The organism is Acetomicrobium sp. S15 = DSM 107314 (assembly GCF_016125955.1).
In the GTDB taxonomy this organism is placed as follows: domain Bacteria; phylum Synergistota; class Synergistia; order Synergistales; family Thermosynergistaceae; genus Thermosynergistes; species Thermosynergistes pyruvativorans.
Window position 1 is genome coordinate 81,971 of the sequence record NZ_JADEVE010000336.1, and the last position, 15,419, is coordinate 97,389.

At 52.1% G+C, this 15,419-nt stretch carries 15 protein-coding genes, 1 tRNA gene and 1 pseudogene; all 17 read left to right on the top strand.

Going from position 1 to position 15,419, the window contains the following annotated elements:
• Positions 1–7 precede the first annotated feature (7 nt).
• The 17 genes and pseudogenes from EZM41_RS09960 (at position 8) to EZM41_RS10035 (ending at position 15,416) form a co-directional block, all read left to right on the top strand.
• A complete protein-coding gene (locus EZM41_RS09960) occupies positions 8–1,753 on the top strand; it encodes a SpoIVB peptidase S55 domain-containing protein (RefSeq protein WP_269778900.1) in 1,746 nt (581 codons plus the stop codon).
• Positions 1,754–1,770: 17 nt separating this feature from the next.
• A complete protein-coding gene (locus tag EZM41_RS09965) occupies positions 1,771–2,568 on the top strand; it encodes an MlaE family ABC transporter permease (protein WP_198470943.1) in 798 nt (265 codons plus the stop codon).
• Positions 2,568–3,335 carry an ATP-binding cassette domain-containing protein gene (locus tag EZM41_RS09970; RefSeq protein ID WP_198470944.1) on the top strand — a complete coding sequence of 256 codons (768 nt, stop codon included), beginning with the start codon at positions 2,568–2,570 and terminating at the stop codon, positions 3,333–3,335. The genes EZM41_RS09965 and EZM41_RS09970 overlap by 1 nt, the downstream gene beginning before the upstream one ends.
• Complete coding sequence (locus EZM41_RS09975) at positions 3,325–4,674, top strand: MlaD family protein (RefSeq protein WP_198470945.1); 1,350 nt, start codon at positions 3,325–3,327, stop codon at positions 4,672–4,674. The genes EZM41_RS09970 and EZM41_RS09975 overlap by 11 nt, the downstream gene beginning before the upstream one ends.
• Before the next feature lie 15 nt (positions 4,675–4,689).
• Positions 4,690–5,292 (top strand): dTMP kinase, encoded by a 603-nt coding sequence (gene tmk, locus EZM41_RS09980; protein WP_198470946.1) that lies wholly within the window; start codon positions 4,690–4,692, stop codon positions 5,290–5,292.
• A complete protein-coding gene (locus EZM41_RS09985; RefSeq protein WP_198470947.1) occupies positions 5,289–5,723 on the top strand; it encodes a DUF327 family protein in 435 nt (144 codons plus the stop codon). Before tmk ends, EZM41_RS09985 begins: the two co-directional genes overlap by 4 nt.
• Positions 5,699–6,166: pseudogene (locus tag EZM41_RS13915) on the top strand (DNA polymerase III subunit delta'); the annotation flags it as partial. The gene EZM41_RS09985 and the pseudogene EZM41_RS13915, both read left to right, overlap by 25 nt.
• Positions 6,167–6,437: 271 nt before the next feature.
• Positions 6,438–7,595 carry a PSP1 domain-containing protein gene (locus EZM41_RS09990; protein ID WP_198470948.1) on the top strand — a complete coding sequence of 386 codons (1,158 nt, stop codon included), beginning with the start codon at positions 6,438–6,440 and terminating at the stop codon, positions 7,593–7,595.
• Between the two features lie 6 nt (positions 7,596–7,601).
• Positions 7,602–8,522, top strand: a complete 921-nt coding sequence (gene ftsY / locus EZM41_RS09995) for a signal recognition particle-docking protein FtsY (protein WP_198470949.1) — start codon at positions 7,602–7,604, stop codon at positions 8,520–8,522.
• A gap of 22 nt (positions 8,523–8,544) precedes the next feature.
• Positions 8,545–9,279, top strand: coding sequence for a hypothetical protein (locus EZM41_RS10000; protein ID WP_198470950.1), 735 nt, complete (start codon positions 8,545–8,547; stop codon positions 9,277–9,279).
• A gap of 8 nt (positions 9,280–9,287) precedes the next feature.
• Positions 9,288–9,797 (top strand): DUF4416 family protein, encoded by a 510-nt coding sequence (locus tag EZM41_RS10005; RefSeq protein WP_232619285.1) that lies wholly within the window; start codon positions 9,288–9,290, stop codon positions 9,795–9,797.
• A complete protein-coding gene (gene purB / locus EZM41_RS10010) occupies positions 9,794–11,092 on the top strand; it encodes an adenylosuccinate lyase (RefSeq protein ID WP_198470951.1) in 1,299 nt (432 codons plus the stop codon). Before EZM41_RS10005 ends, purB begins: the two co-directional genes overlap by 4 nt.
• Positions 11,093–11,114: 22 nt before the next feature.
• Positions 11,115–12,110, top strand: a complete 996-nt coding sequence (gene glpX / locus EZM41_RS10015) for a class II fructose-bisphosphatase (RefSeq protein WP_198470952.1) — start codon at positions 11,115–11,117, stop codon at positions 12,108–12,110.
• A gap of 94 nt (positions 12,111–12,204) precedes the next feature.
• A tRNA-Gly gene (locus EZM41_RS10020) sits at positions 12,205–12,280 on the top strand.
• Between the two features lie 322 nt (positions 12,281–12,602).
• Complete coding sequence (locus EZM41_RS10025; RefSeq protein ID WP_198470953.1) at positions 12,603–12,935, top strand: V-type ATPase subunit subunit G family protein; 333 nt, start codon at positions 12,603–12,605, stop codon at positions 12,933–12,935.
• Positions 12,916–14,919, top strand: a complete 2,004-nt coding sequence (locus EZM41_RS10030) for a V-type ATP synthase subunit I (RefSeq protein WP_198470954.1) — start codon at positions 12,916–12,918, stop codon at positions 14,917–14,919. The genes EZM41_RS10025 and EZM41_RS10030 overlap by 20 nt, the downstream gene beginning before the upstream one ends.
• 23 nt (positions 14,920–14,942) lie before the next feature.
• Positions 14,943–15,416, top strand: a complete 474-nt coding sequence (locus EZM41_RS10035) for a V-type ATP synthase subunit K (RefSeq protein WP_198471116.1) — start codon at positions 14,943–14,945, stop codon at positions 15,414–15,416.
• Positions 15,417–15,419: the final 3 nt, after the last annotated feature.

Below are 15,419 nucleotides of genomic sequence, written 5' to 3' on the forward strand. Positions count from 1 at the left end.
GATTACCATGCGTAAGACATTTAAGGTGTTAACCCTTATCTTTTTTTACTTTACCGTCGTATGTACAACGGCGAAAGGAAGCCCCTTTGTACCGGCAGAGCCAATCCTTCCTGTAAACGAGGTAAGGCCAGGTATGAAGGGAGAGGTTCATACTGTCGTGAAGGGAACCGAAGTTATCTCCTTCCCGGCGGAAGTGCTCAGCGTGGTTCCCCAATCTGACCATCCGAAACAGCTCATCTTGATTCGAACGAGCGGCCCTCTGGTGGAGCGAATCGGGGGGATCGCCGCCGGAATGAGCGGTAGCCCATTTTTCATCAATGGCAAGCTCGTGGGCGCTATAGGATACGGCTGGGAGTTTAGCGATCATCGACTTGGCCTCGTGACGCCGATAGAGGAGATGGCTTCCGTGTTGGACTGGCCTGAAGCCATCCCGCCATTTAGTCTTTCCTCTCCGCCCCAGAAGGAGCGGTTGCCCGAGGGAGCCATCTCGGAGGCAGGCACCAAGATGGCTCCGCTGGTGACTTCGGGCATAAGCACGAGAGGAGCCCGACTAATCGGCGATTCGCTCAACTTAGATGCGATCTCCTTGCCTTCTTCGAGCGAAGGAGGCCTTCCTGTGGAGTATAAGGCTTCCCTTAAACCCGGCGACTCGGTTGGGGCGCTTTTGGCCTGGGGGGATGTAACAGTGGGAGCTACCGGCACGTTGACGGCCGTCGGTAAGGATGGGCGCTTCGTGGCCTTTGCTCATCCCTTTTTAAACCGCGGTTCTGTAGCGTATCCCTTGAGCCGTTCCTGGGTGCATGAAGTTATACCCAGCGTGCGCAGCCCCTTTAAGCTCGGCACCCCTATCAGCATAGTGGGCATGATTACACAAGACCGACCTCAAGCCATAGGTGGGAGACTGGGGTTTTTCCCTCCGGCGGTTGAGGTTTCCCTGCGCTTCCGCAACCAAGATACCGGCGCCGAAGTCGCCAAACGGTTCCAAATGGTCGATGACCCTTTCCTGATCAGTGAAGTGGCCCCCGGAGCCGTAATGGGGTTATTGGATGATCTATGGGGACGGGTGGGCGAAGGCACGATCAGATTCACCTTCACAGTGGAGGGGGGCGGCTTCCCGGGGAAGTTCAGCATGAGAAATGTCTTCTTTTCCGATAAAGATGCAGCCCAAATCTTGACGAATGAGGTTAAAGGCCTTGTATCTATATTTGTTTTGAACCGATTTCAGGAAATTCGCCCTCTCGGCTTTCATCTCGACGTTGAGGTGACAAGACTTCCTAAGATCCTGTACATCGAGAATTTAGAGGTAGAAAACCGGAGCGTTAAACCAGGCGACGAGATTCCAATTAAGGTGACGTTGAGGCCCTATCGCGGCGAGGCTCAAGTCAGGAATTTCTCGCTTCGCGTGCCGGAGGGGACGAGCGGAAGATGTGAAGTGATAGTGAGAGGTGGAGGCATAGCTGAGCCGGAGCAGAGATCCCTTTATGAGGGATGGCGGTCCATAAGGAGTCTGACCCAACTTCTCAAAGAGCTCGAAGCCAAAGAGTCGAACGACCAGATTATAATCGAGCTTTTAAGATATGAGGGAGCCGGTAAAGGAGTGGACTCAGAAATAGAGGAAGAACCCGAGCTGGTCAGCGAGATGAAGGAGAAGCGCATGAAGGAAGGTTCCCTTAGAGTTTTTCGCTCTTCTTACTATGTAGAGGGGTTGTTGCGAAAAGCCATAACAGTAGAAGGTGAAGAAGCTGAAGATTAAAGTTCTCGCCGACGGAGATGTCGAATAGCAACGAAAGACCTGGTTTCATTGTAGCAATCGGCAGAGGAACCATCGCCTTTTTGGAAGTATTGGGATGTTACGTAGTTTTTGCATGTAGGTCGCTGGGCGGCCTATGGCGACATACATGGAGCTTGCGCGATCTCGTGGAACAGTTGGAAAGAGTGGGCGTTGGTTCTGTTATCATGGTCTCCATAACCAGCGCGTTTACGGGTATGGTCATGGCCGTTCAGACTTTAGATCAGTTTTTGCGATTCGGCGCAGGTGAATATATCGGCGGCGTGATCGCTTTGAGCCTCATAAGGGAAATGTCGCCAGTGCTAACGGGACTTGTGGTAGCTGGGCGCGTGGGGGCGTCTATGGCTGCCGAAATCGGCACCATGCGGGTCACAGAGCAGCTCGATGCCCTCAAGGCTTTTGGCCTGAACGACGAGGTTTTTGTGGGGGCGCCGAGAATAGTGGCTTCGATGATAATGCTGCCCGTATTGACGATCTATTCCTTCGCCGTCGGCATAGGAGGAGGCTATCTCTATGTGGTGGCCCATGGCGTGCATCAGAGCACTTTTAGGCGATCTATCGAGGTCCTTGTAGATCCTTACGACGTCTACGGCGGTTTGTTAAAGGCTCTTATTTTTGGCCTAATCATAGCGACCGTGGCGTGTAGTGAGGGTTTCCGCGCCGGCAACGGTGCCAAAGGGGTCGGCGAAGCTACTACTCGAGCTGTTGTGTGGGGTGATATGTTAATTTTGGTCTTCAACTATTTCCTCTCCACCTTCCTCTTCGGGGGTGGGGGTTAGTGGAGGAGATATTAAGGGTAAGAGAGGCATTTAAGCGGTTCGATGATCATCAAGTGCTTAAGGGCGTGAGCTTCTCGCTGGCTGCCGGCGAAGCGATGGCTTTAATGGGGCCATCCGGGTGTGGGAAAACCACGGTCTTGCGCCTCGTCTTGCGCCTCGTTGATATCGAAGATGGAGAAGTTCATCTATTCGGCCACAACGTAGCCGAAGCAGACGAGGAAGAACTAATCGAACTGAGGCGAAGGATCGGTGTCGTCTTCCAAGGAGGGGCGCTTTTTGACTCGATGAGCGTGGGAGAAAACGTGGCCTTTCCGTTGTATTATTGCTTGGGGGTCAAAGATAAAAAAGCCGTAAGTGAACGTGTCGAGGAAATCCTGACAGCCGTGGGACTCGAAGGCGCAGAGAGCCTTCTTCCAGCTGAGCTATCCGGCGGGATGAGAAAGCGCGTTGCAATCGCGAGGGCATTGGTTTATCGTCCTCGGTTATTGCTTTTGGACGAGCCGTCTACGGGGCTTGATCCGATCACGGCAAGGCTCATAGACGAGCTCGTTTTGAAGTTGAAAGAGACGTTTAATGTTGGCGTGCTCATGGTCACTCACGACATAGTTTCTGCTCTCGGCGTCAGCGATAAGATATCCTTAATGGATGAAGGTCGCATAGTATGGGTTGGCACGCCCCTTGAGTGGCATAAGTCGCAGGACCCGAATGTCTTGCGATTCGCCTCTGGACTCAGAGCCGTGAGGAGAGGTGGGCAGGTTGAGCCGTGAGCTGAAGGTCGGGATAGCAACCTTCGTTGCCTTGGCGCTACTCGGAGGGTTGGTCTTCGTCACGGGCGGCAAATGGTGGCGAGAAAAAGGTTACGAAATAGAAGTGCTTTTGGAAGACGCCTCCGGTCTCAAAAGCGGTTCTCCTGTTTACATATCGGGCGTTGAGGGAGGGTACGTGATAGGGGTGTCTTTGATTCCCGCAAGAGCGTCGGTCAAGATATCGGTGCGCGAGGGGTATAAAATACCAATCGACAGCAGCTTCATAGTTGACAGGGGAGGATTGTTGGGGGAGGCCAACTTGAAGATCTACAGAGGGCAGAGCGAAGAATATCTTTCGCCCGGGAGCAGCGTCAACGGAAGGTCCCAGCCTGGAATGGACGAGTTGGTCGCTGAAGTGCAAAAAAATCTCCAGATCATGGAGGACATCTTTAGTAGGATAAAAGAGATCATGGACGATCAAGAGATTTGGGAGGCCTTTAGGAAAGCCTCTATAGATCTCCCTCATCTCATTGCAGATGTGCGGGTGGCGATGCAACGCCTCTCGAACGTTGCAGATCAAGGAAAAGCCTTCCTTGAAAGAGTTCAGACAGACGTTGGCGTCCTCACCGAGCGTTGGTCCAGCCTGTCGGGAACGCTGGAGGGGGTTGTAAAAGAAAACGACGAAGACTTGAGGATGACTATAACGAAGCTGAGATCGTCTGTGGAACGGATAGACTCAATAATAACCGATTTCGACGTTGATGGAGAAGGCGGGAAAGATTTGAGGCGCGCTGTAAAGGGGCTGGGGGACGCAACCCAGAGCCTCGCTGAGTTGGCGAGAAATCTTGACGCTGCTTTATTTGAAGATGGAGAAGGAAAATTGCCTGCTCTTTTAGAGGATGTAACGGAAACAACATCACAGGCCAGTGAGCTTTTGAAAGAAGTGCAATCTTATCGGATTAGCGGAAGAACCTACGTTCATCAGATGACCTCTGGCGAGGATGAAGAGCTCATGATGGATGTGGGTTTAGATATAGGTAAGGTAAACTCCCCGTGGTTCCTTCGTCTCGCGGGCGAGGACTTGGGATATGATGACGCATTTACCGGTGCCTTCGGATACCGTGCCAGATGGGGTGAGCTATGGGGAGGCTATGTCCACGGAGATCTGGGCGGTGGAGCGCTTTGGGACATGAAGACGATCGGCCTGCCGCTCGCCATTTCTTGGCAGTGGTGGGATGAAGATGGGGGAAAATGGTATGTCCAAGGCGAGTGGCGCGTTACAGACCGTTGGGGGCTATTCTATCGCCATTACGAGGGCGATGATGACACGGAATCGGTCGGCGTCTCCTATAGATTCTGAGGGAGGGCATAAGAAGTGTTCGTAACATTCGAGGGGATCGATGGAGCAGGCAAGAGCACTCAAGCGGCCCTCTGCGCAGAGTGGTTAGGGGGGCTTTTGGGAGATTCAAATATCCTCTTGACCAAGGAGCCGGGAGGCTGGCCAGGGGGAGAGAGTTTGCGCGATGCGCTGCTTTCTGGGGGTTTGAGCGATCCCTGGGGTGAGCTCTACGTGTTTTTGGCCGACCGTCTAGAGCATGTAAAAAGAGTAATCAGACCGGCTTTGGAGGAGGGCAAAACCGTAATTTGCGAGCGCTATATAGATTCCACTCTGGCCTATCAAGTGTGGGGAAGAGGGTTGTCGCTCAAGAGAGTTAATGAATTAATCCAATGGCACAATTTCCCCATGCCAGATCTCACTTTGCTCTTCGACCTTCCCCTCGAAGAAGCCTTGCGTCGTATGAATGCGAGAGGAGAAAGAAACGAGTTAGAGGGCGAGGTTTTTCTCTCGCGCGTCCGCGAGGGGTACAAAAGCATAGCAGGCGAGCATGATAGGATCAAAGTGGTGGACGCCGCTTTGGATGTGTGGTCTGTTCATGAAATTGTGCGCGACATAATCGCGCGATGCTTGTTCCAATGAAGGTCGATCGATCCAAGAGAAAAAACGAATGGGAGACCCAAAAAGCTTTACGCGGTCGCCGCGATCTCGTGGGTGCGGCCTCCGGCGTCGAGAGCGGGGGATTCGAGGACCATTTTGCTTCAGCTGAGATTGCGTCATTGCTCGAAGAGCTCGAAGAATTGTCGGATCAGCTCATCCGTTTTCCGTCGCAATTACTCCTGGGCAAGTATAAGAAGTTGGTAAGGGTGTTGCTCCAGATGGCCGTAGAGGGGATGCGAATAAAAAAGGAACTTCGGTGGAAGCGCTCGGAAAGGACGCTTCTGTTGGCAGTAGAAAAAGCCGATTCTGCGCTCGATTCCCTTGAGAAGGCCATCCTCAGAGAGTCCGAAAGGGTGGAGATTTTGAAACTTGTGGAGGAGATCAAAGGTTGCCTGATCTCTCTCTTTTTGTAAGAGAAAGCAGCGCTTTTCAAAGTTTAAAGGAGGCATCTCTGCAGGGCAAGAAGCCTCATGCAGTTGCTTTTGTGGCGCAAGCCCCCCTGCACGAAACTGTTTTAGCCGAGGTGGGCAAGCTCTACCTCTGTGAGGGCGGCAGTGGCGAAGATGAATGTCGGTCTTGCCGGGCTTGGGATGGAATTAGCCACCCCGATCTCATAATGGCTGGCTCTTTTGACAGACCTCCTGGAATTGACGACTGCCGCCGCATGTCGGCTGAGCTTTTTCTTGCTCCGGTCGTATCGCCATTGAGACTGGGCGTGATATGTGCTGCCGATAGACTGTCGTTACCGGCTGCCAACAGCCTTTTGAAAATAACCGAGGAGCCTCCGCAAAAGGGGGCAATTCTACTTTTGATGGAAGAAGCCAAGCTCATCCCTACGCTCCAAAGTCGAGTCTGGACCTTTTCGTTATACGGAGTACAACCTCTTTCTCCCTTGTCCTTGCCGGTTGGATGGGAGGAGTGGTTGAAACTGCTCAGCAAGCTTCAAGATATGGAAAGCAGCGAACTTGACTTGACGCTCATGCGCTTGTCCATGGGGTGTTTGGAGGAGGGACTTATCGATATGGCCCAAGAGATTGAGGAGCTACGCCTGATCTCCTTTAGAGGTCATCTTGATCCTGCTATGGTGGCAGATTTCCTTTTTGCCTTGTTTGAGGAGGGTATATCAATTGAGGACATATCTTGTGATCTTTGGCAAGCCGCGTTACCTGGGCTTGCTTCGCGCGGAGGACGAAATCTGCGAAGGGGTTTCGAAGAGAGCTTTCGTGGTGATCAATACAAGCAGAGGCGCGGAAGTGGCGGTAGTAGCCGGAGAACTCTCCGAGGAACAGGTGGAGCGCTATAGCAAATGTTATACCGCCGCCGACGGGAATGGCGCACGAGACAACGTAGTACCGCTGCAAGAGGTCTCCTTAATCCGCGCCGCTACCGAAGATGAGATAAAGGCGATGCAGCTTCATAGAGAAGAAGAGGACGCTATCCTTATAAGGGCCCGGGAGCTGTTGCGGCTACACAAGCTCCCCATGAAATTAGTAGACGCGGAATTCATCTTAGATAGGAAGAAGTTGTTTTTTTATTTTACCGCGGAGCAACGAGTCGATTTTCGTTCCTTCGTCAGAGACCTGGCCAGGGAGTTCCATACGCGGATAGAGCTGCGCCAGATAGGTACGCGAGATGAAGCGAAGGTGGTAGCAGGCCTTTCGCCGTGTGGGATGCCTTGTTGTTGCGGCTACTGGATGCATCGTTTCTATCCTGTGTGCATCAAGATGGTAAAGGAGCAGAATTTAGCCTTGAACCCCGCCAAGATCTCCGGTCTCTGTGGCCGTCTCATGTGTTGCATAGGCTATGAGCATGCCAACTACGCCGACCTCTGGAAGGATCTGCCATCTCCGGGCTCCAAGATCAAGACCGACTCGGGAGCTTTTGTTGTAGTAGGCGTTGACGTAAACCAGAGAGCAGCACGGGTTTTGACCCCCGACTCCATAGAACTCCGCGTGCCGGTGGGCGAGTTCGAAGAGTTTAAAGAACGCGTTATGAGGGGAGAACGGTGGGACGGAGGAAAACCTACGTTTCCAGTGAGCGCTGGTCTGTCTGACATAACGGAAGCCACGGATGCAATCGCCTGCAATTCGACGGTTTCCCGTGACGCGCCTCTTCAACCATCCGATAACAAAAGGCCCGAGGATGAGAAGAACAAGGCTAAGAGAAACCGCCGCAAAAAGAGAAACACGTCTGCGCCTGGGAAGGGTCGTCCAAACGAAAAGAATACCAAATCTCCTAAGCCCGATGCCGCTAAAGAAAGGGCACGAGATCGGCAAAGCGGGTGAGCCAAGATGGCCATACTTAACCTCCTCAAGGAAAAACTGAAAAGTGTCAAAGGTAAGTGGAGCGAGGGGGTGTCTGCACTTTTCGATCTGCGCTCGGTTGACGAGTCCTTTTGGGAAGACTTAGAGGCGCTTCTCATAGCTGGTGATGTCGGCATAGATACCGCCTCTTCCCTTGTAGAGGAACTGAAAGAAAGGGCCAAAGAGGAAAACATCAGAGACGCTATGGCCCTGAAAGAGCGCTTTGCTTCCATGTTAATAGATCGAATTCAAGCGATAGGCGGCGCAGGCGAACCCTTAAGAGTTAAAGGTAGACCTTCGGTGGTCATGATTGTCGGAGTCAATGGCAGCGGCAAAACTACGACAGCTGCAAAGCTCGCAGCGCTTTGTAAGAAAGAAGGCAAAAATGTCATATTGGCGGCGGCCGACACGTTCAGGGCAGCAGCAGTGGATCAGCTCAAGATTTGGGGCGATCGCATAGGCGCGAGGGTTGTGGCGCACCCGCCGGGCGGAGACGCCTCAGCCGTCATATATGACGCAATCCACGCAGCTCGCGCTTCCAAAGCCGATCTGGTTATAGCTGATACGGCAGGAAGACTGCACACCAAGCATAACCTCATGGAAGAATTGAAGAAGATGAAGCGCGTTATAGATAGGGAAATCCCGGGCGAACCGTCGGAGGTCTTGATAGTTTTGGATGCCGTTACTGGGCAGAACGGTTTTGCCCAAGCTTCGGCATTTCATAAGGCTCTCTCTCTGACAGGGGTGGTGCTCGCCAAATATGACAGCACCGCTAAGGGCGGGATCATAATAGCCGTGGCAGATAGGCTTGGCCTTCCGATACGATATGTGGGCTTGGGCGAATCGATAGATGATCTATGTCTCTTTGACCCACAGTCATTCGTGAAGGGCTTGCTTGACATGGATTGAACACATAGGAGATCAGTTGAGAATGAGTAAAAAAATCGCTGATGAGATTACAGTTAATGAAGCCTTATGCCTTCTTTTTCGCCACAAGGCTGCGGCTATTTCCGTTTGCCTCAATGAAAGTTCGTTCTGCGTCCGACAAGAAGAGCTCATTGCGGCTATGGAACGCGGCTTTGGCAGCTCCCCGTTGGGACATTGGCTCGAAAGTTCTCATCGATGCACGGGCGAAATCGAGGATTTTTCTTCCGATGAAAGCATAGTTTTAGTGGAAGGAGCATCGTGTCGCCTCGTTAAGGCATCCGAATTGAAAAGGGCGACCGCAGGCGAGGGCTGTCCCGCATGGGTGGATTTGCCCTTCCCTTTGATCCACAGAAACGCTGCGGGCAAGCTTTCGATGAACAGCGTTGCCAGAGGTCTGCTCGAAGGAGAATATATACTGCCCTCCATCTTAGACCAAGCCTTAAAGGACAAGGAAACCCTTTGTGTCGTAAATGGCAGATCTTTTCTGCTCCGCCATCTCGGCCACGGGTATTTTACGATTGAAGATATCGATGAAGAGGTGGAGTTGGCTCGTGAAATAATATGGCAGGCGGCTGTGGGAAAAGCGTTGTTGGAACGCTTGGAACGAGAGGGCGTGAAGGTCGGGCAGCTTCCCGACAGAGACTTCCCCACTAACGGCGTGGACGGAGAGTTGATTTCGTGTTCATGGGGAGATACGCCTTTGGGCTATCTTCTCCTCAAGTTTCAAGAGAGGAGGTAAGTTGGGCTTTGTCCCCAGCAGTTAAGCTCTTTGCTGGCTTTCTCTACCCCGACGAAGACACGTTCTCGTCTGCCTTGGATCGCTTGCAGGCATTATGGGGTGACGTCCAGCACATCAGTTCGACTTTCTCCTTCGAGCATACAGATTACTATGCGCAGATATCTCCCCATCTTTTGCGGCGTTTCGCCTCTTTCTGTGGGCTTCGCCACGCCGGCAAACTATCGCGGTGGAAGCAGCAGGCAATAGAAACGGAAAGACAAAGCGGGACTCCGAGGCGAATCAATATCGATCCGGGGTACATCGATGGCGCAAGGGTTGTTTTGGCTTCTACAAAAGACCACGCGCATCGCATATACCTGCGAGATGGCATATACGCAGAGGTAACGTTGCGCTTTCGCCAGGGCGGGTGGCTTCCCTTCGATTACACATTTCCCGACTTCAGGAGCGGCGCTTATGATGCCTTTTTGGGTTTGGTGCGCGAGGATTGGAAGAAAGAAAGGAGAGAAGGACAGATTTGATAGAACGTTATCAAACAAAAGAGATGGCCGAAATATGGTCAGAGGAGAGCCAATACCGAAGCTGGCTCGAAGTTGAGTTGGCCGTGTGTCGCGCTTGGATGGAACTTGGCGCGGTGCCGGAAGAGGCATTTCGCCAGATAGAGGAGAAAGCCTCGTTCGATGTGGAACGAATAAAGGAAATCGAAAAGGTCGTCCAACACGATGTGATCGCCTTCGTATCGAACGTGGCGGAAAACGTGGGTGAAGCGGGGCGGTATGTTCACCTGGGTCTCACGAGCAGCGACGTGCTCGACACCGCCTCGGCATTGCGCCTCAAGAAAGCTACTTCTACCTTGTTAGACTCTCTCGAAGCGCTTAGGCGATCGGTCCTCGAGCGGGCCTGGACATTTAAAGACTCACTCTGCGTCGGCCGCACGCATGGGGTGCATGCGGAGCCGATGACGTTCGGGCTAAAGCTCATCAACTGGTATGATCAGCTCGGGCGGGATGCGAAGCGCCTTGAAATGGCGAGGGAAGAAATTTCCTGGGGCAAGATATCGGGCGCCGTAGGTACATATGCCCATTGCCCTCCAGAGATCGAAGCGAGGGCTTGTGCGGTTTTGGGCCTGAGGCCAGCTGCGGTATCCAATCAAATATTGCAGCGGGATGCTCATGCTCATCTGTTGGCCGTCCTCGCTATAATGGGTACTGCCGTAGAGCGGATGGCCCTGGAGATAAGACACCTTCAGCGCACTGAGGTCTTGGAGGCGCTTGAACCCTTCGGCAAAGGGCAAAAAGGCTCAAGCGCCATGCCGCATAAGCGCAATCCCATCACCTGCGAGCGGCTCTGCGGGATGGCAAGGTTGCTTCGAGGCTACGCCCAAGTGGCGATGGAAAACGTGGCGTTATGGCACGAGCGCGATATAAGCCACTCGTCCGCAGAGAGAGTCATATGGCCAGATGCCTTCCACATCGCCCACTACATGCTTAAAACTACGCAGAGGGTCGTAGTTGGGATGGAAGTGGACGCGAAGCGCATGGAAGAGAACCTCAACCTGACCAAGGGGCTCATATTCAGCCAAAGCGTCTTGTTGACCCTCGTGGATGCCGGCATGGCGAGAGACGAGGCTTATGCTGTGGTCCAGGAGGATGCGATGCGCGCGTTCAAGGAGGGCATTCCTTTCATCGATGTCTTAAGGGCGGACGAACGCGTAACCGCTCGTATCGGAGAGAGCGATCTCAAGAAAGCCCTTGACCCCAAAGGATATCTGAAACACATAGATGATATTTTTGGGCGTTTCACTCGCCCTGAGTAGAAAATAGAAAGGGGTGCGCAGTATGGCCGTTCCCGATAGGAATATGGCCCTTGAGCTGGTAAGGGTAACCGAGGCTGCGGCGATGGCGGCAGGGAGGTGGATGGGCAGAGGCGATAAAAACGCTGCCGATGGAGCGGCAGTGGAGGCGATGCGTTTCGTACTCAACACCGTCCGCATGGACGGGGTTGTCGTCATAGGGGAAGGGGAAAAGGATGAAGCACCTATGCTCTATAACGGCGAGCGATTGGGAAGCGAATCCGAGCCCAAGGTCGATATAGCCGTAGATCCGATCGACGGCACCCGGTTGACAGCTATGGGCTTGCCTGGTGCTGTTAGCGTGGTGGCTGTAGCCGAGCGCGGTACGATGTACGATCCGCGCCATATCTTTTACATGAACAAAATAGCCACAGGCCCCGAAGCGGCGGGTGAAATTGACATCGAAGCGCCGGTGCGCGAGAACCTCGCCAGAGTGGCGAAGGCAAAAAGGAAGTCTGTGGAAGATATTGCCGTGGTGATACTTGACCGTCCACGCCATGAAGGCCTGATAAAAGAGGTAAGGAGCGCTGGCGCCAGGATAAGACTGATTCAGGACGGAGACATTTCTGGCGCTCTCACTACCTGCATATCGGGAAGCGGCATCGACCTTCTCCTCGGCATAGGCGGTTCTCCTGAGGCCGTCGTGTCTGCCTGTGCCATTAAGTGCGTGGGAGGGAATATGATGTGCAAACTATGGCCCCGCAATGATGACGAGGCTTCGCGATGCCGCGAGCTCGGAATGGATCTTGACGCCGTGTTAGGCCTCGATGACCTCGTAAATAGCGATAATGTCTTCTTCGCTGCCACAGGCGTGACCGACGGAGAACTGCTGCGCGGCGTTCGTTATGAAGGGGAGCATATACGAACTCATTCGCTCGTAATGCGCTCTTTGAGCGGCACAATCCGATATGTAGAGGCTATACACCGCCTCTCTAAACTTCAGACTATAAGCGACATATCTTACGGTCCGCGCTTCGCTTAGAACGCTCCTCAAGCTGCACTTAAATAAAGGCAAAGGCGACTGCGCTTGCCAATGACAAACGGACCGATTATAATACGAACTACAATATAAACATGCGGACATAGCTCAGCTGGTAGAGCATCGGCTTCCCAAGCCGAGGGTCGCGGGTTCGAATCCCGTTGTCCGCTCCAGGGAAAGGGGAGGGGGAGGGAAATCCTCCTCCTTTTTTATATTTTGCACAGAGGACGAGAAAGCCGAACTATTACATCGCTCGGTGATTATAGACATGAGCATGACTCGGTGTAGTGTCTCGATTTTTTTGGTCCTCATGCTTGCAGAGTTATAGGGGTTGCAGGCACTGAATGTGCAGAAATTACAATCGTGTGGTTAGTGATTTGTAGACTAAAATCTGAAATTTGACTTAGCTTAGTGATAGATAGTAATATACACTTTGTCTGTGTTGCGAGTTTAAGCATAAAAACTACACAGTTGTTTTTGTAGGAGGTAAATATATTGCCTGATGATCTTATGAGCAAGATAAAGGACACGGAATCTGAAGCCCGGCGAGTTATAGAAGAAGCCAGGAAAGAGGCGCGCCGTATAATTTCCGAGACCAAGGCAAAGGCCGAAAAGATGCTCGAGGAGACCAATCAACGAGCGCGATCGGAATATCGCGAGGCGATAAATCGTATCGAGAAAGAAGCAGAGGTTGCCTCCCAGAAGATCGTCGAAAAAAGCATTGCCGAGAGTCGCAAGTTTATCGAGAAACACCGCTCTATAGTTCCTGAGATAGCTGTTTGGTTGGCTGAAGAGGTGAGGACAAGGTATGGCCATAGTAGAGCTTAAGCATGTTGACCTCTTGGTTCACTCGTCAGTCGAGAATGAGGTTGCGGCTGAAATTCAACGGCTGAGCTTCTGTGAACCTATTTCGCTTATCGGAGAAGAAGAAGACCGATCATCTCATGCAGCTAAAATGCGATTCTACGAGGAAAGGTTATCCGACGCCCGATTCGTCCTACGATTTTTAGAACCGTATTATCAAGGGAAAGAGGATAAAATAGCGTGGCTTCTGGGCGAAAGACCCAAAAGACGGTGGGAGGAGCTGGTCGGTTCAGAAAGTCAGCTCGCTCTTCAAGATTTGAGCCAGCGATTGCGGTCAATAGAGCGCAGAATGGCCGAGTTGCGTTCGGAGCTTTCAAATTTACAGGCGCAAAAAACCTTGTTGAAGCGGCTCAGTGGCTTTCCTTATCCTCTTGCCATCATTTCCGGCACAGATACCCTGAGTGCCCAAATTGGTACGATTGCCGTAGAAGAGATCCAGTCTCTTTTGGATTTACTGAAGAGCAACCTCGATCCCCAAAAATGCGAATGGTTCATTGCTCCGCCGCAAGGCAAGGATAAGGATACTCTTGTAGTTATTATCTATTTGAAGGATCTTGATTCATCTATAGCGGAGATAAGCGAAAAATGCAAGCTCTCAAGCGTTGAATTGCCGCGAGAACTTAAAGGCAAGATAGAAGACGAAATAAGAGGTATCGACGAGAAGGAAGAAAGGCTTTTGAGTGAAAGGGAAGATCTTGAGCTGGAGATTCAAAATGCGGCGGAACGTTATATTCCAGCAGTTAGAGAGCTTCACGATTATTACACCACCCTCAAAGACCGACATCAGGCCCTAAGCGAAGGCAAACATAGCGATCAGACGTCTTTCTTGAGCTTTTGGGTTCCGTTGCCCTGTATAGATCTTTTTAAGCAGAAGTTAGCGCGGTGGAGCAACATGATGGAGATGGGGATCTATGATCCGCTGCCTCATGAAGAACCACCGATCATTCTAACAAACCCTCGACTTATCCAACCATTTGAGCCGCTGACCACGCTATACGGCTTGCCCGCCTATGGAGGGGTTGATCCTACGCCTCATATGTCGCCCTATTTCTGTCTCTTTTTCGGTTTTTGTCTGGGCGATGGGGTCTATGGGGTCGCCTTGGCTTTGCTTTCTGCCTATTTGCTTTTACGATATGACGTTAAGGGTGGCTTAAAGCGCTTTTTAACGCTCTTTTTACTGTGCGGTTTGTCTTCGGTAGCGATAGGAGCGCTCACCGGGTCCTGGGCTGGAAACGCGATCGACGCGTTCGGCATTTTGAGACCCTTAAAGCCACTCAAAGACGCCGTGATGGTAGGCGACCCGACGAGCGATCCGCTTTCTTTCTTGGCAGTGGCCCTTGCCTTGGGCATTGTACAGATCCTCTACGGCCTATCTTTGGCCTTCGCGGACGCCTGGAGAAAGGGTGATCGCTTAGGAGCGGTGGGCGACAAGGGGAGTTGGATCGTCCTGATAATAGGACTTCTCCTTTGGGGAGGAGGGGCAATGGGTTATCTGAGCGGCGCTTTAGGGAATATAGGAAAGCTGTTAGCGATAGTCGGTGCGATCACGATAGTGGCCACGCAAGGCAGAACGAGAAAGAACCCCATTGCGAAAACATTGGTCGGACTGATCAGCCTCTACAACATAACATCCTATTTGGGTGATACGTTGAGTTATAGCCGTTTGCTCGCTTTAGGCATGGCCAGCGCAGTCGTCGGGATGATCATAAACACCCTTTCGGGGCTGCTCTCCGGTATTCCTTGGGTTGGACCCATCTTGGGCGTTTGCCTCTTCATTATGGGGCACATTTTTAGCTTGGCAGTGAACTCCTTAGGAGCTTTTGTGCACTCCTTACGCCTTCAGTATGTAGAGTTTTTTAGTAAATTTTATTCGGCCGGCGGACGACCCTTTCGTCCACTGTGTTACGAGATGCGTTATATATCTTTAGTTGATGAGGAAATAAAGTAGAAGAAGGGAGTGTGACGGTTTTAATGGAATTGGGTATGGTGTTTACAATCTTGGGTGCTGCTTTGGCTACAGGTCTTGCTGGCATAGGATCGGCTATCGGAGTAGGCATTGCGGGTGAGTCTGGGGCTGGCGTGCTCACCGAAGACCCTGGCAAATTTGGTTTGGTGCTCCTCCTTCAGGCGCTGCCGGGGACTCAGGGCATTTACGGTCTGCTCACGGCATTTTTTGCGATAATGAAGGTTGGGCTTTTGGGCGGGGCTCCTGCGAGTTTGACCGTATGGCAGGGATTAGGGATCATGTTCGCCTGCGTACCCATAGCTATAGGCGGATATCTTTCTGCCATCTCTCAGGGAAAGGCGTCAGCCTCGTGCATTCAGCTGATCGCCAAGAGACCTGGAGAGATAGGCAAAGCCATCATTTTGCCGGCCATGGTTGAGACGTACGCAGTATTGGCGCTTTTGATGAGCATAATTCTCTTGAATGGCATACAGATATAGCCT